General features: G+C 71.4%; 20 protein-coding genes. 7 read left to right on the plus strand and 13 right to left on the minus strand.

Features of this window, described 5'->3' with window-relative positions; genetic code table 11:
• Positions 1-369: 369 nt before the first annotated feature.
• The 8 genes from pyrF to pyrR form a co-directional block, all read right to left on the minus strand.
• Positions 370-1,083 carry an orotidine-5'-phosphate decarboxylase gene (gene pyrF / locus ACVCAG_RS02550; RefSeq protein WP_440081925.1) on the minus strand — a complete coding sequence of 238 codons (714 nt, stop codon included), beginning with the start codon at positions 1,081-1,083 and terminating at the stop codon, positions 370-372.
• Positions 1,080-2,054 (minus strand): dihydroorotate dehydrogenase, encoded by a 975-nt coding sequence (locus ACVCAG_RS02555; RefSeq protein ID WP_344749601.1) that lies wholly within the window; start codon positions 2,052-2,054, stop codon positions 1,080-1,082. The genes pyrF and ACVCAG_RS02555 overlap by 4 nt, the downstream gene beginning before the upstream one ends.
• Positions 2,044-2,919, minus strand: coding sequence for a dihydroorotate dehydrogenase electron transfer subunit (locus ACVCAG_RS02560; RefSeq protein WP_440081924.1), 876 nt, complete (start codon positions 2,917-2,919; stop codon positions 2,044-2,046). Before ACVCAG_RS02560 ends, ACVCAG_RS02555 begins: the two co-directional genes overlap by 11 nt.
• 26 nt (positions 2,920-2,945) lie before the next feature.
• Positions 2,946-6,242: a carbamoyl-phosphate synthase large subunit gene (carB, locus tag ACVCAG_RS02565; protein ID WP_447189409.1), complete on the minus strand. Its 3,297-nt coding sequence runs from the start codon at positions 6,240-6,242 to the stop codon at positions 2,946-2,948.
• Positions 6,235-7,422: a glutamine-hydrolyzing carbamoyl-phosphate synthase small subunit gene (carA, locus tag ACVCAG_RS02570; RefSeq protein ID WP_447189410.1), complete on the minus strand. Its 1,188-nt coding sequence runs from the start codon at positions 7,420-7,422 to the stop codon at positions 6,235-6,237. The genes carB and carA overlap by 8 nt, the downstream gene beginning before the upstream one ends.
• Before the next feature lie 214 nt (positions 7,423-7,636).
• On the minus strand, positions 7,637-8,956 hold the full coding sequence (locus tag ACVCAG_RS02575; RefSeq protein WP_440065154.1) for a dihydroorotase: 1,320 nt from the start codon (positions 8,954-8,956) through the stop codon (positions 7,637-7,639).
• Positions 8,956-9,885: an aspartate carbamoyltransferase catalytic subunit gene (locus tag ACVCAG_RS02580; protein ID WP_440081920.1), complete on the minus strand. Its 930-nt coding sequence runs from the start codon at positions 9,883-9,885 to the stop codon at positions 8,956-8,958. Before ACVCAG_RS02580 ends, ACVCAG_RS02575 begins: the two co-directional genes overlap by 1 nt.
• Entirely contained in the window at positions 9,882-10,463 is a 582-nt protein-coding gene (gene pyrR, locus ACVCAG_RS02585) for a bifunctional pyr operon transcriptional regulator/uracil phosphoribosyltransferase PyrR (RefSeq protein ID WP_440081919.1), read from the minus strand. Before pyrR ends, ACVCAG_RS02580 begins: the two co-directional genes overlap by 4 nt.
• Positions 10,464-10,792: 329 nt before the next feature.
• Between pyrR and ACVCAG_RS02590 the strand changes: the two genes are divergently transcribed.
• The 4 genes from ACVCAG_RS02590 (at position 10,793) to ACVCAG_RS02605 (ending at position 16,110) form a co-directional block, all read left to right on the plus strand.
• Positions 10,793-12,037: an arginine deiminase gene (locus ACVCAG_RS02590; protein ID WP_440081918.1), complete on the plus strand. Its 1,245-nt coding sequence runs from the start codon at positions 10,793-10,795 to the stop codon at positions 12,035-12,037.
• Positions 12,038-12,289: 252 nt separating this feature from the next.
• Positions 12,290-13,714 (plus strand): amino acid permease, encoded by a 1,425-nt coding sequence (locus ACVCAG_RS02595; RefSeq protein WP_440081917.1) that lies wholly within the window; start codon positions 12,290-12,292, stop codon positions 13,712-13,714.
• Between the two features lie 550 nt (positions 13,715-14,264).
• On the plus strand, positions 14,265-14,759 hold the full coding sequence (bldD, locus tag ACVCAG_RS02600) for a transcriptional regulator BldD (RefSeq protein WP_329424589.1): 495 nt from the start codon (positions 14,265-14,267) through the stop codon (positions 14,757-14,759).
• Between the two features lie 217 nt (positions 14,760-14,976).
• Complete coding sequence (locus ACVCAG_RS02605; protein ID WP_440081916.1) at positions 14,977-16,110, plus strand: SpoIIE family protein phosphatase; 1,134 nt, start codon at positions 14,977-14,979, stop codon at positions 16,108-16,110.
• 212 nt (positions 16,111-16,322) lie between these two features.
• Here the strand turns inward: ACVCAG_RS02605 and ACVCAG_RS02610 are convergent, their stop codons facing one another.
• Positions 16,323-16,772 (minus strand): SAV_6107 family HEPN domain-containing protein, encoded by a 450-nt coding sequence (locus ACVCAG_RS02610; protein ID WP_440081915.1) that lies wholly within the window; start codon positions 16,770-16,772, stop codon positions 16,323-16,325.
• A 406-nt stretch (positions 16,773-17,178) separates the two neighbouring features.
• Entirely contained in the window at positions 17,179-17,982 is an 804-nt protein-coding gene (locus ACVCAG_RS02615) for a L,D-transpeptidase family protein (protein ID WP_447189434.1), read from the minus strand.
• A gap of 119 nt (positions 17,983-18,101) precedes the next feature.
• Between ACVCAG_RS02615 and ACVCAG_RS02620 the strand changes: the two genes are divergently transcribed.
• Complete coding sequence (locus tag ACVCAG_RS02620) at positions 18,102-18,578, plus strand: YbaK/EbsC family protein (RefSeq protein ID WP_447189411.1); 477 nt, start codon at positions 18,102-18,104, stop codon at positions 18,576-18,578.
• Positions 18,579-18,673: 95 nt separating this feature from the next.
• Entirely contained in the window at positions 18,674-19,222 is a 549-nt protein-coding gene (locus ACVCAG_RS02625; RefSeq protein ID WP_440081912.1) for a GNAT family N-acetyltransferase, read from the plus strand.
• 181 nt (positions 19,223-19,403) lie between these two features.
• Here ACVCAG_RS02625 and metF read toward each other — a convergent pair whose 3' ends face one another.
• Entirely contained in the window at positions 19,404-20,336 is a 933-nt protein-coding gene (metF, locus tag ACVCAG_RS02630) for a methylenetetrahydrofolate reductase [NAD(P)H] (RefSeq protein ID WP_440081911.1), read from the minus strand.
• A gap of 415 nt (positions 20,337-20,751) precedes the next feature.
• Here metF and ACVCAG_RS02635 point away from each other — a divergent pair, with 415 nt between their 5' ends.
• Positions 20,752-21,819 (plus strand): polyprenyl synthetase family protein, encoded by a 1,068-nt coding sequence (locus ACVCAG_RS02635; RefSeq protein WP_440081910.1) that lies wholly within the window; start codon positions 20,752-20,754, stop codon positions 21,817-21,819.
• A gap of 120 nt (positions 21,820-21,939) precedes the next feature.
• On the opposite strand, the gene thiE is transcribed toward ACVCAG_RS02635, so the two are convergent.
• Both thiE and ACVCAG_RS02645 read right to left on the minus strand, forming a co-directional pair.
• Positions 21,940-22,581 carry a thiamine phosphate synthase gene (gene thiE, locus ACVCAG_RS02640; RefSeq protein WP_447189412.1) on the minus strand — a complete coding sequence of 214 codons (642 nt, stop codon included), beginning with the start codon at positions 22,579-22,581 and terminating at the stop codon, positions 21,940-21,942.
• Positions 22,559-22,933, minus strand: a complete 375-nt coding sequence (locus tag ACVCAG_RS02645; protein WP_362676524.1) for an Rv2175c family DNA-binding protein — start codon at positions 22,931-22,933, stop codon at positions 22,559-22,561. Before ACVCAG_RS02645 ends, thiE begins: the two co-directional genes overlap by 23 nt.
• Between the last annotated feature and the right edge of the window lie 24 nt (positions 22,934-22,957).

Genomic DNA, 22,957 nt, shown 5'->3' on the forward strand with positions numbered 1-22,957 from the left:
CGTCAAGGCCACTTTATCCCCCTAGAAAATCTACTTCGTGACTTTCCGTGCTCGCCGCGTTGCTCTATGTCGACGAAACTGCTCTCAACGCCGAGTTTTCAGGGGTTGTCTCACCCGCGACGCACGGCGGTCTCCAGCGTCCCCTCACACGCGAAACCGGGTGGTTCCCGGCGTTACCCCACCCGCGACGCCCGGCGGTCTCCGGACCCCTTCATGCGTGACGCCCGGCGGTCTCCGGACCCCGTCACGCGTGACGCCCGGCGGCTTCCGGACCCTGCCACGCGTGACGCCCGGCAGGGTTGCGGGCGCGCCGCCCACGACCGCCCGGCGGGTTCGCGGGCCGCTTCCCGGACCGCTTCCCGGGCCGTGTCACGCGCCGTGCCCCGTGGCGGCGGAGACGCGCCGGAGGGCGGCGGCGATGCCCGCGGCCGTCGCGCCGGGATCGGCGGAGCCGGTGATCGGGCGGCCGATCACGAGAAGGTCGGCCCCGTCGGCCAGCGCCTGCTCGGGGGTCGCTACTCTTGCCTGGTCCTGGCTCGCGGCGCCGACGGGGCGGACGCCGGGGGTGATGAGGGTGATGTCGGGCCCGACCTCCGCGCGCACCGCGGCGACCTCGCGCGGCGAGCAGACGAGGGCCTGGGCGCCCGCGGCGACGGCCAGCGCCGACAGGCGGCGCACGGCGTCCTGCGAGGGGCCGTTGACGCCCATCTGGTCCAGGTCGGCCTCCGAGAGCGAGGTGAGCAACGTCACCGCCGCGATCTGGGTGTTGGGCATGGCCTCCACGGCCGCGCGGATCATCGCGGGGCCCCCGGCGGCGTGCACGGTCAGGATGGCGGGCTTGAGGCGGGCCACGGCCCTGGCGGCGCCCGCGACGGTGTTGGGGATGTCGTGGAGCTTCAGGTCCAGGAAGATCCGCACTCCGCTCGCCCCGCGGACGGAGGCGATCACGTCGGGGCCGTAGCGGAGATAGAGTTCCAGCCCGACCTTGACGGTGGTGACGTGCGGGGTCACCAGGCTCGCCCAGTGGGCCGCGGTCTCGAGGTCTGGCGCGTCCAGGGCGACGGCGATGGGTGCGGGCGTCACAGGGAACTCTCCTCAAGATCTATCCGATGCCGGGAGGACGCCCCCGGCGGGCGGTGGGCCAGTCCGACCGCGTCGGCCAGCCGGTGGAACCCCCGGGCCGCCAGGAGCTCCTCCAGCTCGCGGAGGATGCGCAGGCAGGCGTAGGGGTCGTGGAACAGCGCCGTCCCCACGGCGACGACGCAGGCGCCGGCGAGGATGAGCTCGAAGGCGTCCCTGCCGGTCAGCACGCCGCCCATGCCGATGATGGGCACGCTGGGCAGGGCCGCGTGGACCTGCCACACGCAGCGTACGGCCAGCGGCCGGATGGCCGGTCCCGACAGGCCGCCGGTGACGGCCGCGAGCGCGGGGCGCATGGCCTCGGTGTCGATGCTCATGCCGAGCGGGTTGTTGATCATCGAGAGCGCGTCGGCGCCGCCGTCCACGCACGCGCGGGCGACGCTCACGATGTCCACGACGTCCGGGGAGAGCTTGGCCACCACGGGCACGTCGTAGCGCATCACCGAGCGCACCGAGGCGATCACCTCGGCGGAGGCCGCGCCGTCGCGGGCGAAGACCCGGCCCCGGTCCTCGATGTTGGGGCAGGACAGGTTGACCTCCACCGCGGTGACCCCGGGCGCGTCGGTGAGCCTGCGGGCCAGCGCGGTGTACTCGGCCACGGTGCCGCCGCCGATGGACACCACCGTCCGTACGCCCCGCTGGGCCAGCCAGGGCAGCTCGCGCTCCAGGAAGGCGTCCACGCCCGGCCCCTGGAGCCCGACGGCGTTGAGCATGCCCGAGGGCGTCTCGGCCATCCTGGGGGTCGGGCGGCCCGCCCTGGGGGCCATCGTGATCGACCGGGTGGTCAGCGCGCCGATCCTGGCGAGGTCGAAGAACTGGGCCAGCTCCGAGCCCGATGCCGCGCACCCGGCGGCCGTGGTGACGGGGTTGACCAGCTCCACGTGCCCCAGGTACGTCCGCATGTCAACCGGCATTCCGCGTTCCCCCACCGGGCGCTCCCAGCGCGTCGAACGGGATCGTGCCGACGTCGTCGAAGCGGACGCGCTCGCCCCTGAAGACCGGTCCTTCGACGCACGAGCGCACCATCCGGGTTACACCGTCGTCCCCGATGACCGGGAGCACGCACGTCATGCACACGCCGATCCCGCACGCCATCCCCTCCTCGACGGCCACCTGGACGGGGATGTCGAACTCGACCGCCACCGCGGTGACGCCGCGCAGCACCGGCATCGGGCCGCAGGCGTAGACGGCGTCGGCCCGCACGTCGGCGATCACCCCGGGCAGCACGTCGGTCACCCGGCCGCGCATGCCCAGGGAGCCGTCCTCGGTGGTCAGCGTGGTGGTCTCCCCCATCCTCCTGGCGCGCAGGGCGCCGAACACCCGGTCGGCGGAGACCGCGCCCAGGACGAAGTCGACACGGCAGCCGCGCCCCTGGAGGGCGTCGGCCACGGTGAACAGCGTCGCCGAGCCGTGCTCGGCGCCGACCAGGACACAGGTCACCGGGTCCCTGGGCAGCGGGAACGGGCGGCCGAGCGGGCCCACCAGGTCGAGGGTGTCGCGGGCGCGGCGCCCGGCCAGCCAGGCCGTGCCGGGACCTCGTACGGAGAAGACGAACTCGACCGTACCGCCGTAGTCGGGCTTGACGTCGTGGACGAAGAAGGCGCGGCGCGTCAGCATCGACGTCCGCGCCCCGCCGACGGCCACCCCGACGAAGTGGCCGGGGCGGAAGCGCTCGGCGATGCCGGGCGCCACCACGGTCAGCGCATGGTAGGCGTCGACGCGGCGCGTCGTCAGCACCGTGCCGGTCACCTGTACCGGAGTAACAGGCGTCTCCCTCACCTCCGCTAAGGCACCGGCCCCGCTCCTCAGCCGCTCCGCAAACGCTTCGCGTGCTCCTGGAGGGACCGTACGCCGATGTCACCGCGGACGATCGCCTGGATGCCCTGTACGGCCGCGGCGAGTCCCTGGACGGTGGTGATGCAGGGGATGGCGCGCAACACCGCGGCGGTGCGGATCTCGTAGCCGTCCAGGCGCGGCCCCGACTGGCCGGGACTGCCGAAGGGGGTGTTGACGATGAGGTCCACCTCCCCGTCCAGGATGCGCCGGACGATGGTCTGCTCGCCCTCGGGGCCGGTCCCCTCGCTGTGCTTGCGCACGATCTTGGCATGGACACCGTTGCGGCGCAGTACTTCGGCGGTGCCCTCGGTGGCGAGGATCTCGAAGCCGAGGTCGGCGAGGGCCTTCACCGGGAAGATCATCGCGCGTTTGTCGCGGTTGGCCACCGAGACGAACGCCCGCCCCTTGGTGGGCAGCGAGCCGTACGCGGCGGCCTGCGACTTGGCGTAGGCGGTGCCGAAGAACTCGTCGATCCCCATGACCTCGCCGGTGGATCGCATCTCGGGGCTGAGCACGATGTCCACGCCGCGGAAGCGGTTGAACGGCAGCACGGCCTCCTTGACCGCGATGGGCGCGTCCAGCGGCATGGTGCCGCCGTCGCCGGTCGCGGGCAGCAGGCCCTCGGCGCGCAGGTCCGCCACCGTGGCGCCCATCATCACCCTGGCCGCCGCCTTGGCCAGCGGCACCGCCGTGGCCTTGGAGACGAACGGGACCGTACGGCTGGCGCGCGGGTTGGCCTCCAGCACGTACAGGATGTTGGCGGACATGGCGTACTGCACGTTGAGCAGGCCGCGCACGCCCACTCCCCTGGCGATGGCCTCGGTGGCGGCGCGGATGCGCTTGATGTCGTAGCCGCCCAGCGTCATCGGCGGCAGCGAGCACGCCGAGTCGCCGGAGTGGATGCCGGCCTCCTCGATGTGCTCCATCACGCCGCCGAGGTAGAGCTCCTCGCCGTCGAACAGGGCGTCGACGTCGATCTCCACGGCCTCGTCGAGGAACTTGTCCACCAGCACCGGGTGGTCGCTGGCCGCGCCCGCCTTGGCCATGTAGGAGGTCAGGGTGTCGTCGTCGTAGACGATGGCCATCCCGGCGCCGCCCAGCACGTAGGAGGGCCGCACCAGCACCGGGTAGCCGATCTCGGCGGCGATGGCCAGCGCCTCGTCCTCCGTCACCGCGACACCGTGCTTGGGCGCGGGCAGGCCCGCCTCGGCGAGGACCCTGCCGAACGCGCCGCGCTCCTCGGCGAGGTGGATCGACTCGGGCGAGGTGCCGACGATCGGGACCCCGGCGTCCTTGAGCGCCTGGGCCAGGCCGAGCGGGGTCTGGCCGCCGAGCTGGACGATGACGCCCACCACGGGACCGGTCTGCTGCTCGGCGTGGACGACCTCCAGGACGTCCTCCAGGGTGAGCGGCTCGAAGTAGAGGCGGTCGGAGGTGTCGTAGTCGGTGGAGACCGTCTCGGGGTTGCAGTTGACCATGACGGTCTCGTACCCGGCGGCCGACAGCTCGAAGGAGGCGTGCACGCACGCGTAGTCGAACTCGATGCCCTGGCCGATCCTGTTGGGTCCCGAGCCGAGGATGAGGACCTTGGGACGCTCCCCGTGGGGGACCTCGGTCTCCTCGTCGTAGGTGGAGTACAGGTAGGGGGTCTGGGCGGCGAACTCGGCGGCGCAGGTGTCGACGGTGTTGTAGACCGGGCGGACGCCGAGGGCGTGGCGCAGGTCGCGCACCCGCGGCTCGGTCATGTCGCGCAGCTCGGCGATCTGCGCGTCGCTGAAGCCGTACCGCTTGACCCGGGTCAGCACCTCGGCGGTCAGCTGCGGCGCGTCGCGCAGCTCGGCGGCGACCTCGTCGATCGCGAAGAGCTGGTCGAGGAACCAGGGGTCGACGGAGGTGGCCTCGGACAGCTCCTCGATCGTGGCCCCGGCGCGGATGGCCTGCTGCATGGTGAACAGGCGCCCGTCGTGCGGGACGCGGCAGGCGGCCAGGAGCTCGTCCTTGTCGCCCGGCTCCCCGGCCCAGGTGAAGGAGGCGCCCTTCTTCTCCAGCGAGCGCAGCGCCTTCTGCAGGGCCTCGGGGAAGGACCTGCCGATCGCCATGGCCTCGCCCACCGACTTCATGTGGGTGGTCAGGGTCTGGTCGGCCCCGGCGAACTTCTCGAACGCGAACCTCGGCACCTTGACCACGACGTAGTCGAGCGAGGGCTCGAACGACGCCGGGGTCTCCTTGGTGATGTCGTTGGGGATCTCGTCCAGGGTGTAGCCGATGGCCAGCTTGGCGGCGATCTTCGCGATCGGGAAGCCGGTGGCCTTGGAGGCGAGCGCCGAGGAGCGCGAGACGCGGGGGTTCATCTCGATGACGACCATGCGGCCGGTGCGCGGGTCGACGGCGAACTGGATGTTGCAGCCGCCGGTGTCGACGCCGACCTCGCGGATGACCGCGATGGCCACGTCGCGCATGTTCTGGTACTCGCGGTCGGTCAGCGTCAGCGCGGGGGCCACGGTGACGCTGTCGCCGGTGTGCACGCCCATCGGGTCGATGTTCTCGATCGAGCAGACGATCACCACGTTGTCGGCCCGGTCGCGCATGACCTCCAGCTCGTACTCCTTCCAGCCGAGGATGGACTCCTCCAGGAGCACCTCGGTGGTCGGCGAGGCGTCGAGGCCCGCCCCGGCGATGCGGCGCAGCCCCTCCTCGTCGTGCGCGAAGCCCGAGCCGACCCCGCCCATGGTGAAGGAGGGCCGCACCACCAGCGGGTAGCCCAGCTCGCCGGCGGCGGCCAGGCACTCGTCCATGCCGTGGCAGACGAACGAGCGCGCCGACTCGGCGTTGAGGCCGCGCTCGGCGGCGACCTTGGCCACGATGCCCTTGAACAGCTCGCGGTTCTCGCCCGCCTGGATGGCGTCGACGTCGGCGCCGATCAGCTCGACGTCGTAGCGCTCCAGGACCCCGGCCTCGTACAGGGAGATCGCGGTGTTCAGCGCGGTCTGCCCGCCCAGGGTGGGCAGCAGCGCGTCGGGCCGCTCCTTGGCGATGATCTTCTCGACGATGTCGGGGGTGATGGGCTCGACGTAGGTGGCGTCGGCGAACTCGGGGTCGGTCATGATCGTCGCCGGGTTGCTGTTGACGAGGATCACGCGGAAGCCCTCGGCGCGCAGCACCCGGCAGGCCTGGGTGCCCGAGTAGTCGAACTCGCAGGCCTGGCCGATCACGATCGGCCCTGAGCCGATCACCATGATCGACTGAATGTCCGTGCGCTTAGGCACCCTTGCTTCCCCCCGTACTCGTGCTCGTGCTCGTGGTCGCGCCCGTGTCAGCGCTCACCTCACCGACCGTTCCCCGCTCGCCCGCCATCAACGCGCAGAAGTCGTCGAACAGGCCGGCCGAGTCGTGCGGGCCCGCCGCGGCCTCGGGGTGGTACTGGACGCTGAACGCCGGGCGGTCCAGCAGCCGCAGCCCCTCGACGCAGTCGTCGTTGAGGTTGACGTGGCTGACCTCCGCCGATCCGTACGGCGTGTCGAACACGCCCTCCAGCGGCGCCCGTACCGCGAAGCCGTGGTTGTGCGCGGAGATCTCCACCTTGCCGGTGCCCCGGTGCTGCACCGGCTGGTTGACGCCCCGGTGGCCGTAGCGCAGCTTGTAGGTGCCCAGCCCCAGCGCCCGCCCGAAGAGCTGGTTGCCGAAGCAGATGCCGAAGAACGGGACGCCCGCGTCGAGGACGCCGCGAAGCGCCCGCACCGGGCCGTCGGCGGTGGCGGGGTCGCCCGGGCCGTTGGAGAAGAACACCCCGTCGGGGCCGAGCGCGAGGATCTCCTCGGCGGTGACGGAGGCGGGCAGCACGTGCACCTCGCAGCCGCGCTCGGCCATCCGGTGCGGCGTCATCGCCTTGATGCCGAGGTCGACGGCGGCCACGGTGAACCGCTTGGGACCGATCGCGGGCACGACGTACGGCTTGGGGGTGGAGACCTCCCCGGCCAGGTCGGCGCCCTCCATCGCGGGGCTGCCCAGCACCCGCTCCAGCAGCTCCTCGACCGGCGCCAGGGCCTTGCCGGAGAAGACCCCGGCCCGCATCGCCCCCCGCTCCCGCAGGTGGCGGGTGAGGGCGCGGGTGCCGGTGATGGCGATGCCGACGACGCCCTGCTCCTTGAGGTAGTCGTCCAGGGAACGGTTGGAGCGCCAGCTGGAGGCCGTCCGGGCGGGCTCGCGGACCACGTATCCGGCCACCCACACCCGCGACGACTCCGGATCCTCGTCGTTGACCCCGGTGTTCCCGATGTGGGGCGCGGTCATCGCGACGATCTGGCGGTGGTACGACGGGTCGGTCAGCGTCTCCTGGTAGCCGGTCATCCCGGTGTTGAAGACCATCTCGCCGAAGGTCTCGCCCTCGGCGCCGTAAGGGATCCCGCGGAAGACGCGCCCGTCTTCCAGCACTAGCACTGCGGTCACTCACACACCCCGATCATCTCGGTTACAGCTCCGCAAAGTATGAAATATCCGGCATGGTGGGTCGCCATCCCTCCGCCCGATGGGGCGTCTCGGCGCCCCGGGGCGGGAGGGAGGCCCCCGTGTTCCGGGGAGGGAAGGCGCAAGGCGCCCTCCCTGAAGGACACGGCGGTCACAGAGGTCACTGCGGTCGCCCGGGCGCGGCGGACGGGAGCCCTCACGTGAGCTTTCCGTCCAGGACGGTCGGCCTGCCGCGCAGGAAGGTCGCCACGACGCGGCCGGGCAGGGTCAGGCCCTCGTAGGGCGTGTTGCGGCTCTTGGAAGCGTAGCCCGCCGGGTCGACCGCGGCACGCACCGACGGGTCGTAGAGGGTGATGTTGGCCGGGGCCCCGGCCTCGATCGGCCGTCCGTGCCCCTGGAGCCTGCCGATCCTGGCCGGGGCGAGGGACATGCGCTCGGCGACGCCGGCCCAGTCGAGCAGCCCGGTGTCCACCATCGCCTCCTGGACCACGGCCAGCGCCGTCTCCAGGCCGATCATGCCCATGGCCGCGGCGGCCCACTCGGTCTCCTTGTCCTCGACCGGGTGCGGGGCGTGGTCGGTGGCCACGCAGTCGATCGTGCCGTCGGCCAGGGCCTCGCGCAGCGCCTCGACGTCCGCGCGGGTGCGCAGCGGCGGGTTCACCTTGTAGATCGGGTTGTAGGAGCCGACCGGGGAGTCCTCGACCAGGTCGTCGGTGAGAAGCAGGTGGTGCGGGGTCACCTCGGCGGTGACGTCCCAGCCCTTGGACTTGGCCCAGCGGATGATCTCCACGGAACCGGCCGTGGAGACGTGGCAGACGTGCAGGCGCGAGCCGACGTGGGCGGCGAGCAGGCAGTCGCGGGCGATGATCGCCTCCTCGGCGACCGCGGGCCACCCGGTCAGGCCCAGCCTGCCGGAGACCGCGCCCTCGTTCATCTGCGCGCCCGCGGTCAGGCGCGGCTCCTGGGCGTGCTGGGCGACGACGCCGTCGAACGCCTTGACGTACTCCAGGGCGCGGCGCATGAGCACCGCGTCGGAGACGCACTTGCCGTCGTCGGAGAAGACCCGGACCCGCGCGGCGGAGTCGGCCATCGCGCCGAGCTCGGCCAGGCGCTCACCGCCCAGGCCGACGGTGACGGCGCCGACGGGCTGCACGTCGCAGTGGCCCGCCTCCTGACCCAGGCGCCAGACCTGCTCGACGACGCCCGCGGTGTCGGCGACCGGCTCGGTGTTGGCCATGGCGTGCACGGCGGTGTAGCCGCCGAGGGCGGCGGCGCGGGTGCCGGTGTCGACGGTCTCGGCGTCCTCGCGGCCCGGCTCGCGCAGGTGGGTGTGCAGGTCGACCAGGCCGGGCAGGGCGATCAGCCCCTCGGCCTCGACGGTCTCGCCGCCGGTCAGCCCCTGGCCGATCTCCACCAGGAGGCCGTCGCGGATCAGGATGTCGGCCGGCTCGCCGCCGAGGATCCTGGCGCCCCTGATGACGATGCCGTCACGCGTGGCCCCGATGCGGTCGTTCATCAGATCTCTCCCCCGAGGTCGGCGCCGCCGAGCAGCAGGTACAAAACGGCCATGCGTGCGGTCACACCGTTGGCGACCTGCTCGACGATCGTCGAGCGCGGCGAGTCGGCCACCTCGGCCGCGATCTCCATGCCCCGGTTCATCGGGCCGGGGTGCATCACGACGGCGTGGTCGGGCATCTTGGCGACGCGGTCGCGGTCGAGCCCGTAGCGGCGGCTGTACTCCCGCTCGGTGGGGAAGAAGGCCGCGTTCATGCGCTCGCGCTGCACCCGCAGCATCATCACCACGTCGGACTTGGGCAGCACCGCGTCGAGGTCGTACGAGATCTCGCACGGCCAGGAGTCGACCTGGACCGGGAACAGGGTCGGCGGGGCGACCAGGGTCACCTCGGCGCCGAGCGTGGCCAGCAGCAGCACGTTGGAGCGGGCCACCCGGCTGTGCAGCACGTCGCCGACGATGGTGATCTTCCTGCCGTCCAGCGGGCCCAGGCGGCGGCGCATGGTGAAGGCGTCGAGCAGGGCCTGGGTGGGGTGCTCGTGGGTGCCGTCGCCGGCGTTGACGACGCTGCCGCGCACCCAGCCGGCCAGCCGGTGCGGCGCGCCCGAGGCGCCGTGGCGGATCACGACGGCGTCGGCGCCCATCGCCTCCAGGGTGAGCGCGGTGTCCTTGAGCGACTCGCCCTTGGAGACGCTGGAGCCCTTGGCGGAGAAGTTGATGACGTCGGCCGACAGGCGCTTGGCGGCGGCCTCGAAGGAGATCCTGGTCCGGGTGGAGTCCTCGAAGAAGAGGTTCACCACCGTGCGGCCCCGCAGGGTGGGCAGCTTCTTGATGGAACGTTCCGAGATCTTCGCCAGCTCGTCGGCGGTGTCCAGGATGAGCAGGGCGTCGTCGCGGGTCAGGTCGGCCGCGGAGATCAGGTGCCGCTTCACCGGTCCTCCTCCTTCAGCAGCAGGACCGCGTCGCGGCCGTCGTTCTCCTCCAGGTAGACCTTGACGCTCTCGGACTTGGACGTCGGCAGGTTCTTGCCCACGTAGTCGGGGCGGATGGGCAGCTCGCGGTGTCCCCGGTCGACCAGGGTGGCGAGCTGCACGGCCTGCGGGCGGCCCAGGTCGTTGAGGGCGTCGAGGGCCGCGCGGACGGTGCGGCCCGAGTAGAGGACGTCGTCGACGAGGACGACCACCCTGCCGTCGATGCCGTCGGCGGGCAGCTCGGTGCGGCCCAGCGCGCGGGCGGGACGCAGCCGGAGGTCGTCGCGGTACATCGTGACGTCGAGGGAGCCGACGGGCACCGAGCGGCCCTCGAACTGCTTGATGTGGGCGGCCAGGCGGCGGGCCAGGTGGACGCCGCGGGTGGGGATGCCCAGGAGAAGGACGTTCTCACCGCCCTTGGTCCGCTCAAGGATCTCGTGGGAGATGCGGACGAGAGCCCGGTTGATGTCGGGCTCCTCGAGAACGGCGCGGGCGTTGCCCTGCGCATGCGGGAGCGAACGCGAAATGGCCTCGGCCAAGGAGGAACACCACCTTTCCCGCCTCACGGGACGGGTCTTAAAGGAAGTCAACGCCTTCACGGTACCAGCCGCGTGAAGGCTCGCCCGAACAGGGGTCCGCTCCGCGAACGCCGAAGATCCGGCCCAGCGATCTTCTCAAAAGAGAATAAATATCCCGATCATCGCTGACTTCCCCTTGGTTCTTCCGGGTATGCGCTTTACATCCGCACCAAGGCGGAGCATGACGATCACACCCCGGGCGCGGCCGGCCCGGCGGCCACCGGCGGCCACCGGCGGCCACGGCGGCCTCGTCACCGGCCGCGCCCGTCACCAGCCGCGAAGGAAGAGAAATGGCCTTTCACGTCGACTCCGAGGTCGGCCGGCTCCACCAGGTCCTGCTGCACCGGCCGGAACTCGCCCTGAAACGGCTCACGCCGTCGAACAAGGACGACTTCCTCTTCGACGACGTGCTGTGGGTGCAGCGCGCCGTGGAGGAGCACGAGGAGTGGCAGAAGCTCCTGGTCGAACAGGGCGTCACCGTCCACATGCTCTCCGACCTGCTCCACGAGACGGTCGAGATCCCCGAGGCGCGCAAGCACATCCTGGACGGCGTCGCCGACGAGCGCTACTTCGGCCCGATGGCCGTCGACGCCATCCGCAACGCGCTGGACTCGATGGACTCCATCGTGCTCCAGCGCTATCTCACCGGCGGCATCACCAAGCGCGAGATGGTGGAGATGGGCACCGACCCCAAGAGCCTCGCCTTCCACACGCTCAAGCCGGACGACTTCGTCCTGCCCCCGCTGCCCAACCACCTGTTCACCCGCGACACCTCCTGCTGGATCTACGACGGCGTCTCGATCAACGCGATGAGGAAGAAGGCCCGCCGCCGCGAGACCGTCAACATGGAGGCGATCTACCGCTACCACCCGGCCTTCGCGCCCGGCTACGACCGGCCGGACGAGGGCGGCTACAACGTCTGGCTGCCGGGCATCCCCATGGCGCCCGCCACCATCGAGGGCGGCGACGTGCTCGTCATCGGCCGCGGCGCGGTGCTGGTGGGGATCAGCGAGCGCACGCAGCCCCAGGCCGTCGAGATGCTCGCGCGGAGCCTGTTCAGGCGAGGGGCGGCGACGAGGATCGTCGCGCTGGACATGCCGAAGGCGCGGGCCTTCATGCACCTGGACACGGTCATGACCAACGTGGACGTCGGCGTCTTCACCAAGTTCGCGGGGCTGGGCATGCTGCCCTCCTACACCGTCGAGCCCGGCGACAACGAGAAGGAACTCAAGATCACCGACCATCCCCCCGAGGACATGCACCGGGCCATCGCGCGGGCGATCGGGCTGGACGACATCAAGGTCCTCAGCGCGACGCAGGACGTGTACGCCTCCGAGCGGGAGCAGTGGGACGACGGCTGCAACGTGCTGGCCCTGCGTCCCGGCGTGGTGGTGGCCTACGAGCGCAACACCACCACCAACAACCACCTGCGCGAGAACGGGATCGAGGTCATCACGATCCGGGGCAGCGAGCTCGGCCGCGGCCGGGGCGGCCCGCGCTGCATGAGCTGCCCGCTCGAACGCGACGGCATCTGACTCCCCTCCTCCCCGCCGCCCGGAGGGCCCGGCCCGTCCGGACAGCCCGGTCCATCCAGACAACTCGGCCCGTCCAGGCAGCTTCGGTCCGTCCGGACGGCTCGGCTCCCGGAAACCTGGTCCGGCGGGACGTGTGCGGAAAAGCTCCTCATACCTCCCGGAGAGCCGTCGTCCCCCGGAGGACAGGTCTGCTCCCTCCTCCCGGCAGGGCGGACCATCACCACCCGGACCGCAGTGGAGGGGGACGAGCGGATGGCCTCACCGGCTCGCCGGCTGTTCCGTACCAAGCCCGCCGAGGAGATCGTCGCCGAGGGCGGCCACGGCGAGGGCGGCGAGCTGCGCAGGAGCATGACCCTGTGGCAGCTGACCCTGTTCAGCGTCGGCGCCACCCTCGGCACCGGCATCTTCGTGATCCTCGGCCAGGCCGTGCCCAAGGCGGGCCCCGCGGTGCCGGTCGCCTTCCTGCTGGCCGCGCTCACCGCCCTGTTCTCCGCGCTGTCGTACGCGGAACTGGCCGGCACGATCCCCGTCTCAGGATCGTCGTACTCGTACGCGTACGCCACCCTGGGCGAGCTGGTGGCGTGGGTGTGCGGCTGGTGCCTGATGCTGGAGTACGCCGTCTCGGTGGCGGCCGTGGCGGTCGGCTGGGGCGAATACCTCAACGCCTTCCTCCTGGACCTGTTCGGCTGGACGTTCCCGGCGGCCGTCGTCCACTCCCCCGGCGACCGGGGCGGCGTGGTCAACCTGACCGCGATCCTGATCGTCCTGCTCGCCACCTGGCTGCTGCTGCGCGGCGCCTCGGAGAGCGCGGGCGCCAACGCGATCCTCGTGCTCGTCAAGATCGCGGTGCTGGCGTTCTTCTGCGTCGTGGCGTTCACCGCGTTCGACTCGGGCAACCTGGCGCCGTTCGCCCCGATGGGGGTCGCCGGCATCACCGCCGCCGCCTCGCAGGTGTTCTTCGCCTACATCGGTTTCGACGCGGCCTCCACCGCCGGGGAGGAGGCCAGGAACCCCAGGCGCGACCTTCCTTTGGCGATCATGCTGTCCCTCGGCGTCGTCACGCTCGTCTACGTCCTGGTGGCGCTGGCCGCCGTCGGCGCCATGCCGTGGCGGGACTTCGGCCCGGAGAGCACCGAGGCGGGCCTGTCCGTGATCGCGAAGCGGGCCGTGGGCGCCACCTGGCCCGGTGTCGTCATCTCCTTCGGCGCGGCCATCGCCATCGCCAGCGTGGTCCTGACCGTGCTGTACGGCCAGACCCGCATCCTGTTCGCCATGGCGCGCGACGGCCTGATTCCGAAGATCTTCGAGAGGGTGAGCCCGCGCCGCCGGGTACCGGTCGCCAACACCCTCATCGTGGCCGCCTTCGTCTCCGTGCTCGCCGGGTTCGTCCCGCTGGGCCGGCTCGCCGAGGCCACCAGCATCGGCACCCTGTTCGCCTTCGCGATCGTCAACACCGGTGTGCTCGTCCTGCGCCGCACCCGCCCCGACCTGCCCCGCGGCTTCAGGACACCGTTCTTCCCGATCACGCCGATCCTCGGTGTGATCCTCTGCCTCGTCGTGATGGCCGGCCTGGCAGGCGTCACCTGGCTGGCCTTCGGGATCTGGATGGCGGCCGGCCTGCTCGCCTACTTCCTCTACGGCTATCGCCACTCGCGTCTCGACCGGGGCGTCCGGTGACCGGGGCCGCCGGCCGGACGCCCGGGGCGAGCCCCCGCCCCCGCCCCGGGCCTCGGGGCGGGACGGCCGGGACACGGCGGGCGGAGTCTCCAGGGCGGTGTCCGGACCGGCACGCGGGCGCGCCGGGCCCCGCCTCCGGCAGCGCGGGACCGTCGCACCGGGTATTGCCCGCCGCCGCATCGTTCAAGATCATACGCCTGTCGCCGCGCCCGGGGAGGACGTCGTCCCGAATCCCGGAGAAGAGCCGGAAATCATGCGGAAGTCCCGAAAAAACCGGAGGTTTCGCGATGCGGGGTAGGACAAGTGCGGCGTTTGACGCGGACCCCACCGGACCGGATTCGGCATCTTTTTTCCAATCAGCTTGACCTTAGGCGCCCACAGCTTTACCGTCACTGTCCGTAACCACACCTCGTGGCGTTATCGGGTGAACCCTGACGCATCGGTCACCGAAGGTGCCCACCCCGGGCGCCAACCCGGTGAACGGGGCATAAGTTGCGAGGTAGCACAATCATGTTGAGAGCACTACATAACAGAGCCGGGGGGCCACACCATGCCGTCTGAGTACGCCAAGTCGCTGGGTGCACGACTCCGCGCCATCCGCACCCAGCAGGGCCTGTCCCTGCACGGAGTAGAAGAGAAGTCCCGCGGGCGCTGGAAGGCGGTCGTCGTTGGCTCCTACGAGCGTGGCGACCGTGCCGTCACCGTGCAGAAGCTTGCCGAACTGGCTGATTTCTACGGGGTGCCGGTCTCGGAGTTGCTGCCGGGAGGGGCCGCTCCGAGCCCCCTGGGCCCGACACCGAAGCTTGTGATCGACCTTGAGCGTCTCGCCCAGCTCCCCAAGGAGAAGGCGGGCGCGCTCGCCCGTTACGCGGCCACCATCCAGAGCCAGCGTGGCGACTACAACGGCAAGGTGCTGTCCATCCGTCAGGAGGACCTCCGCTCCCTCGCCGTGATCTACGACAAGTCCCCCAGCGAGCTCACCGAGGAGCTCATCAGCTGGGGCGTCCTGGACCCGGAGGCGCGCCGAGCCGTCGAGTCCTTCTGACGACCCCTGACCGGTCGTGGGTGCGCCGGAACCGGCGTGCCCACCCCGCAGATATTCCCGCTCTCAGCAGAACGTGCCCTTCGTCCCGCCCCGGCCTGACCGCCACTGTGGTAGGAAAAGGCAAACATGCGTTTAGCGAGATGTGGTGGACATGGCCTCGGGAGATGATCGGCTCGATCACTCTCGATCAAGCCGGAAAAACCGTCTCCGCGCCGTCATGGCGTCGCTGGGATCGACCAAGACGCGTGCCTTCCTGCGGCTGCTGACCTCGATCGGCACCACCAAGACCCAGGACACCCTGAAACTCCTGCCGTTCGTCGTCATGGCCGTGGTGGCTCTGATCGACTTCGGCTCGGGTCCCACGTCCGGCCTCCTGCCGCTGCTCGCCCTCGGCCCGGCCTTCGCCAGCGTGGCGTGCGGCCTGACCCGCACCACGGTGGTCGGCGTCGTCGCCCTGGTGCTGTGCTTCGCGCTCGGCGCCTACAACGACATCCTCTGGATGCCCCGCACCGACATCACCCTCCTCGCCATTCTCGGCGTCACCGTGGCCAGCGTGCTGGCCAGCGCCGGGCGGCTGCGCCACGAACACCAGCTCGCCGACGTGCGCTCGGTGGCCGAGGCCGCCCAGCGGGTGCTGCTGCGCCCGGTGCCCCGCCGCGCGGGACCGGGCATCGGCGTGGCCGTCTCGTACACCTCCGCCACGGCGGAGGCCAGGATCGGCGGCGACCTGTACGAGGTCGTCACCACCCCGCACGGGGTTCGGATCATCGTGGGAGACGTCCAGGGCAAGGGCCTGGAGGCCGTGGAGACGGCCGCCGTGGTGCTCGGGGCCTTCCGGGAGGCGGCCCACGACGAGAGGACGCTCCAGGGCGTCGTGGCGCGCCTGGAGAACGCCCTGACCCGCGAGCTGTCCGGCGAGCAGTTCGTGACCGCCGTGCTGGCCGAGATCAGCGGCGGTTCCACCATCACCGTCATCAACTGCGGCCATCCGGCGCCCATGGTGCTCGACGCCGAGGGCGCGATCTGGTTCGCCGACCCGCCGGACGAGGCGCTCCCGCTGGGCATGAGCGCCCTCAAGGCCAGTGAGCCGCAGCCGCACCACATCCCGTTCGAGCCGGGCGACCAGGTGCTCTTCTACACCGACGGGGTCATCGAGGCGCGCGACGGGACCGGCGAGTTCTACCCGCTGCTGGAGCGGGCGCACCTGCTGGACGGCGACGACCCCCAGGGCTCGCTGGACGCCCTCCGCGCCGACCTGCTCGACCACGTGGGCAGGCCGCTGAGCGACGACGCCGCCATGCTCCTGCTACGTCACCGCGCCGCCCGCCAGAACTCCACGGCGGCGGCGTGAGAACGGACGGGGTGAGGGCGGCCCGGGGGCGCCCTGGGCGGGTGGCGCGATGGACGGGCGACGCGAGGTCAGGCGACGCGAGGGGCAGGCGACGCGAAAAACGTCCCCGTACGTCTCCGTGCCCCGCCCGGGAGGACCGGTGGGCACGGAGACGTACGGGGACGGCGCCGGTGAGCCCGGGCGGCGACCCCGGGTGGGAGGCCGCTCCGGCTCTAACCGGCTAGGGGGACCTGGCCGGGGAGCATGGGCTGGCTCGGCACGCCGAGCAGCTTCTCCACGGCGGTGACGAAACGCTCCGCCTCGGAGATGAGCTCCTCGGCGTCTCGTGAGGACACCGTGCGGGTCAGGCCCGCCTCGGCGGCGGCCCGCTTGGCCGCGCTCGTCTCGAAGTAGGGTGCCCACTCGGCCAGGCGGGGCTCGGCCTCGGGCAGCATTTCCCAGGCGCTGCGCAGCCTGCGCCTCCTGCGGCCCTCCATCGGACGGGGACGGGCCGCCAGGACGGCAGCGGCCGCCCTGAGCGCGGCGAGATGGGCCGCGACGTAACGCGCGGCGGAAGTCCGGGCGGCGGCGGCCTCTTCGAGGCAGTCGCGCGCGTCTGAGAGGTGCGCCCGCACCGTGGGGGACAACCGGGGCCCACCGGAATCGCTGAGCCGAGGGGTCATAGTGCTTCAGCCTCCTTGGTCGCAAGCGGCTCCGGCGTTTTCGCCGGTGGTATCACACTCGCAGACCCCACCGACAAATCCACCGGACGGCCGGACGAGGAGCTTCCCCTCTCCCCGCCCGTCCTGACCTGGCCCGATCGTCTCCGCCGACGACGTGGACCGGATCGGCCGCCCTCGGACACGAGCCGCGAGCCCCGTGCCATCACATCGAACATAAATTCGATCACTAATACTGTCAAGTAAAACGGCGAACAAAAGTTCGATCTTCGGGTATGTGAGGGCACACGCGAGTCCGGGGAGATCGGTGCGTGCGGGCACGCGAAAGGGCCCCGGGAGATCGCCGTCTCCCGGGGCCCCGGTTCACGACCGGCGGGGTCACGCCCGCCGGATCGCCCGTCCCTCCGCCCTACCGGGCGAACCTGCCTCGGACGTGCACCGGCACTCCCGTACCGAGCAGACCGGGAAGGACCTCCGCCACGTGCATCGGCAGCCGTACGCAGCCGTGGGAGGCGGGCGCCAGCGGCACCGACAGCGCGCCGTGGAAGGCGATGCCCCCGTTGAAGAAGATCGGGTTGTAGAGCTGGCCGAGGTAGGACTTGTGCCAGCCGTCCCTGCGCCAGGTGGTCTTGTAGTCGCCCGTCGGCGTGCGGGCGTCGCCGCAGAACCGCTGGGCCCTGCCCTCCCAGGTGGCCGTCTCGCAGTAGGAGATCCCGCTGCCGGAGGAGGTGTGGCTGACCAGTTTCACCACACCGCCGACGTAGAGGACCATCACCTGCTTGGCGAGGTTGACCTCCACCCGGGTCGGCTTCCCGTTGGGCACGAGCACCTTCGGCGCCAGCGGGGCCTCCAGGGCGGCCCAGGTCCTGCGCGCCACGGTGCTGGTCGGGGTGACGCCGTTGACCTTCTGGAAGGCCCAGACCGCCGCCAGGGTCGCCCCGCCGTAGCGGCCGTCGATCCTGCCCGGGGCGTAGCCGAGCTCGGCCAGCCGGGTCTGGAGCACCTTCACCGCGGCGCCCTTCGCGCCGAGCTTGAGCGTCTTGCCCGGTGCGACGAACGGGCTCGCCCCCGTCGCCGTCACGGCCGAGACGGCCGGGGAGGCCGAGGTCTGGGCCGCGGCGGCGCCCGCGAAAAGGGTGACGCCCGCGGAAGAGAGGAGCACGGCCCCCGCCGTCATCAGCGCGGCCACTCCCTGCCGCTGTCCAACCCCCACTTTCAATCAACTCCTCATATCACTATGGATCAGGTCAAGGGACCATAGCGCACGGGTTCCCCGTGCAGGCCGCCGGTTATAAAGCGGCAATCAACGGTCAATCTGTTTAGAGTGGCCGCGTGCCAGAAAAGTTGCATCCGAACATCGAGAAGGTCGCCGCCGTCCTGCGCGAGCACGGCGTCCCCGGCGAGATCGTCGTCTTCGCGGAGGCCACCCCGACCGCCGCCACCGCGGCCGCGCAGCTCGGCTGCGAGGTCGGCGCCATCGCCAACAGCCTGATATTCGAGGCCGACGGCGAGCCGCTCCTGGTGCTGACCAGCGGAGCCCACCGGGTCGACACCGACCTGATCGCCAGGACCGCCGGCGTGGCGAAGGTGCGGCGCGCCGACCCCGCCTTCGTACGGGCGGCCACCGGCCAGGTCATCGGCGGCGTCGCCCCGATCGGCCACCCCGCGCCGGTCAGGACCCTGGTCGACACCTGGCTGGGCAAGCACGAGGTCGTCTGGGCCGCCGCCGGCCATCCGCACACCGTCTTCCCGACCTCCTTCGAGGAGCTCGTCCGCATCACCGGCGGGGTTCCCGTCGAGGTCGAATGACGGTCCTCCGCGGCACTTGAGCGCCGCACTCACCAGGCGCCGCGCTCTCGCATCGTGCCGACCCGCGCCACGTCCGCACTGCTAGGGTGCGACGCGTGATCGGACTGCGACGGATCGGACCCGACGAGTTCAGGCTCCGGCTGGACGCGGTCCTCCACGTCTACACCGAGGCGATGAACCCGCCCGCCGACCAGATCGCCGGCCGCAGGCTCATCATGGGAAACCACGCCACCCACCCCGCCTTCACCTGCCTGTTCGCCGAGCTCGCCGACGGCACGCCGGTGGGCGTCGCCTACGGCTTCCACGGGGTTCCCGGCCAGTGGTGGCACGACGTGGTCAGGCGGGCCCTCGCGGAGGAACACGGCGAGGGCAGCGCCCGCGGCTGGCTGGGCGACGCGCTGGAGCTCGCCGAGATCCACGTCCACCCCGACTACCAGGGGAAGGGCATCGGCCGGGCGATGATCACGGGCATGTGCGCGGGCCGCCTGGAGCGCACCGCCGTGCTGTCGACCCGCGACCAGCCCACCGCGGCCCGGCACCTCTACCGGAGCATCGGCTTCGTGGACCTGCTCACGCAGTTCGTCTTTCCCGGCGGGCACGAGCGCTACGCGATCCTCGGGACCGTCCTGCCGCTGGGCGGCTGAGCCACCGGCCGGAGCTCCGGGTCCCCGCCGGGACGCCACCCTCCCGGGACGTCCCGCACCGGCGTGCCCCGCTCGGGGAGCCGGGCCGGGCCCCGGTGACCGGGGCCCCGCCGGACAGGGACCACCCGCCGGCCGCCGTGCCCCGGCGGGAGCGGGGGCGGGGCGGCCGGGACGCGACGGCTCAGGTCGGCAGCGGGGCGGCCTTCGGCGTGTGGTCGAGGGCCTGGAAGACCTCTCGGGTCGCGCTGGAGCGGTTGAAGGTGATGAAGTGGATGCCGGGCGCCCCCTCGTCGAGCAGGGTCTGGCAGAGCTCGGCGGCGTGCTCGATGCCGAGGCTGCGCACGGCGGCCGGATCGTCGGCGACGGCCGCGAACCTCTCGGCCACCTCCGGCGGGAACGGCGCGCCGGAGAGCTGCTCGGACCTGGCGATGGTGCTCATCTGCGTGACGGGCATGATCCCGGGGATGATCGGCGTGTCACAGCCGCCGGCCGCCACCCGGTCGCGCAGCCGCAGGTAGTCCTCGGCGCGGAAGAACATCTGGGTGATCGCGTAGTCGGCGCCCGCGCGGCACTTGCGCACGAAGTACTCGGTGTCGGACTCGACCGAACCCGACCTGGGGTGCTTGTACGGGAAGGCGGCCACGCCCACGCAGAAGTCGCCGGACTGGCGGATGAGCCGGACCAGATCCTCGGCGTACTGGACGCCCTCGGGGTGGCGCACCCACTCGCCCGTCACGTCGCCGGGCGGGTCGCCCCGCACGGCGAGGATGTTGCGCACGCCCGCCCCCGCGAAGCGGCCGATCAGGTGGCGCAGCTCGCGGACGGAGTGGTTGACGGCGGTGAAGTGGGCCACCGGGGTGAGCGTGGTCTCGTGGGCGAGCCGCTCGACGATGTCGACGGTGCGGTCGCGGGTGCTGCCGCCCGCGCCGTAGGTGACGGACACGAAGGTGGGGTGCAGCGACTCCAGCTCACGGACGGCTCGCCAGAGCTGACGCTCTCCCTCGTCGGTCTTCGGGGGGGAGAACTCGAAGGAGAACGAGCGGGCACCGGCGGCGAGGAGTTCGCGGACGGTGGCGACACGATCGGGGAGGACAGATGCGCGACCCAGAGCCATGGGGCAAGGATACTTGCCCGGCCGCCCGGGTGCCCGATCAGATCATCGCCGCCACCCGCAGAACGGCCTTATGTCAATTATCGCGCAAATCAACCGCCCCTCTAGATCGAAATGTCCTCTTGGACCGTTAATCTCATTACCTGACCTCCTCCCGCCGTCGAAGGCGGGAGATTCCGATTTTCATAGATTGGGTTTCCTGCCTCGTCGCCAGTCGCAAGGAACCCGGAGGTGTCGTGCCTTACATCGGCTCCACAGGCGTTCCACCTCTCCGCCGGACCGGCGGAGAGGATCTTGTCGATCATGCGTACGGTGATCGGTGCGTCATCACCGCTGGTCACGCTGCCGCGGCGCACGGCAACGTACCGCGTTTCCCCCCCAGAGCTGAAGCCCAGGGTCTCCACACTGGAGGTATTCGATGATCACTTCTGCAGCCGCGCTGGACACGATCCGGTCCGAGGTGGACCGCTCTCTTCGGCGATTCGTCGAACGGCAGCGCCCGCAGGTCAGCGCTCCGGAGCTGGCCCCGCTCGTCTCGGCGGCCGAGGACTTCCTCGCGGGCGGCAAACGGCTGCGACCCGCCTTCTGCTACTGGGGCTGGCGTGGCGCGGGCGGAGGTGACGATCCCGCGCTCTTCGCCGCCGCGGCCTCGCTGGAGCTGCTCCAGGCCAGCGCCCTGGTGCACGACGACGTGATGGACGCCAGCGACCTGCGCCGGGGCATGCCCTCGGCGCACCGCAGGTTCGAGGATCTGCACAGGAAGGCGGGCTGGCACGGCTCGGCCGAGCAGTTCGGCGAGGGGGCGGCCATCCTGCTGGGCAACCTGATGCTCATCTGGTCCGGTGAGATGTGGCGCAACAGCGGCCTGCCGGCCGCCTCGCTGGCGGCGGCGCAGAAGGTCCACGACGACATGCGCACCGAGCTGATGTGCGGGCAGTACTTCGATCTGCTGGAGCAGGCGCACGGGGAGGGCACCTTCGACAGCGCGCTGCGGGTCGCCCTCTTCAAGAGCGGCAAGTACTCCGTGGAGCAGCCGCTCCGGCTCGGCCTGGTGCTGGCCGCCCGGGGCAGGGAGCCGTGGATCGACCGGCTCTGCGAGGAGTACGGGCAGTCCGTGGGCATCGCCTTCCAGTTGCGCGACGACATCCTCGGCGTGTTCGGCGACCCTGACGAGACCGGCAAACCGGCCGGCGACGATCTCCGCGAGGGCAAGCGGACCATGCTCATCGCCCGCACGCTGGCCGCGGCCTCGGAGTCGCAGGCCCAGGTGGTGCGCACCACGCTGGGCGACCCCGGCCTGGACGAGGCGGGGGTCGACCGGCTGCGCCGGATCATCGAGGAGACGGGGGCCCTCGTGGCGTGCGAGGACCTGATCAAGGGGTATCTGGAGAACGCCCTCGGCTCGCTGGAGGGCGCCCCGATCCTTCCCGAGGCCCGCGCGGCCCTGGCCGACCTCGCGGTGGCCGCCACCTCCCGGCGAACCTGACCGCGCGCCGGACGCACACCCGGCCGAGCGGCGGCGGGTTCGCGAACCGGTTCGTGAAAAGGTTCGCGGACAGGCCGGCCCGCCCGGCGGGGAACGCGGTCCTCGCCGGGCGGAGGGGCCTCAGGCGGGGACGGCCAGCCTCCGCTTGAACTCCTCGGCCGCCGCCTTGGGGTCGTCGGCCTCGGTGATCGCCCGCACGACCACGACCCGGCGCACGCCGTACGACATCACCTCGTCGAGGTTGGCGAGGTCGATGCCGCCGATGCCGAACCAGGGCCGGTCGGTCTCCAGGGCCGCGGCGTGCCTGAGCAGGCCGGGGCCCGGCGCGAACCTGCCGGGCTTGGTGGGCGTCGGCCAGATCGGGCCGCAGCAGAAGTAGTCGACACCGGGCTCGACGGCCGCGGCGGACGCCTCCTCGGGGGCGTGAGTGGAGCGCCCGATGAGGATGTCGTCGCCGAGCATGTCGCGCGCGACCCGCACCGGCAGATCATCCTGGCCGAGGTGGAGCACGTCGGGACGGATCGCGTAGGCGATGTCGGCCCTGTCGTTCACGGCCAGGAGGGTGCCGTGCCGGTCGCAGGCCTCGCGGAAGACGGCGAGGAGGTCGAGCTCCTCGCGCGCCTCAAGGCCCTTCTCGCGCAGTTGCACGATGTCGACCCCGCCCGCGAGGGCGGCATCGAGGAAGTCCGCGAGGTCCCCCCGGTCCCGGCGCCCGTCCGTACAGAGATACAGGCGGGCGTCAGAAACCGAGAGCTTGAGCACGTCTCTTCACCTCGGTGTGGCGGCCCGCCAGGATCGCGTCGACCGGCGATCCCGGAAGCGTGTCGTCGGGGGTGAAAAGCCAGCGAAGGGATTCGACGTCGTCGTATCCGGCGTCCAGGAGCACCGTGAGGGTGCCGGGGAGGCCCTTGACGACGTCTCCGTCGGCGAGGAACGCGGCGGGGACCTGTGGCTCGCCACCGCCCCTGCGCACTCCGATGAGCTTGCGGTCCTTGAGAAGTTGCTTGGCGCGACCGGCGCTCAGGTTGAGCCTTCTGGCCACCTCGGTCAGGGTGAGCCACTCGCCCACCAGCTGGTCGGTTTCCCGGTCGATCTGCGCAACAGAAAGCGTCACGAATCCACCACTACCACATCGAGC

This window comes from Streptosporangium sp. G12 (assembly GCF_052983175.1).

Coding starts and splice junctions, on each gene's coding strand:
- metF (WP_440081911.1), bottom strand. CDS start 20,336: ATGGCTCTGGGTCGCGCATCTGTCCTCCCCGATCGTGTCGCCACCGTC.
- ACVCAG_RS02605 (WP_440081916.1), top strand. CDS start 14,977: ATGGCGTCGCTGGGATCGACCAAGACGCGTGCCTTCCTGCGGCTGCTG.
- ACVCAG_RS02635 (WP_440081910.1), top strand. CDS start 20,752: ATGATCACTTCTGCAGCCGCGCTGGACACGATCCGGTCCGAGGTGGAC.
- ACVCAG_RS02595 (WP_440081917.1), top strand. CDS start 12,290: ATGGCCTCACCGGCTCGCCGGCTGTTCCGTACCAAGCCCGCCGAGGAG.
- bldD (WP_329424589.1), top strand. CDS start 14,265: ATGCCGTCTGAGTACGCCAAGTCGCTGGGTGCACGACTCCGCGCCATC.
- ACVCAG_RS02575 (WP_440065154.1), bottom strand. CDS start 8,956: ATGAACGACCGCATCGGGGCCACGCGTGACGGCATCGTCATCAGGGGC.
- ACVCAG_RS02610 (WP_440081915.1), bottom strand. CDS start 16,772: ATGACCCCTCGGCTCAGCGATTCCGGTGGGCCCCGGTTGTCCCCCACG.
- ACVCAG_RS02590 (WP_440081918.1), top strand. CDS start 10,793: ATGGCCTTTCACGTCGACTCCGAGGTCGGCCGGCTCCACCAGGTCCTG.
- ACVCAG_RS02555 (WP_344749601.1), bottom strand. CDS start 2,054: ATGCCGGTTGACATGCGGACGTACCTGGGGCACGTGGAGCTGGTCAAC.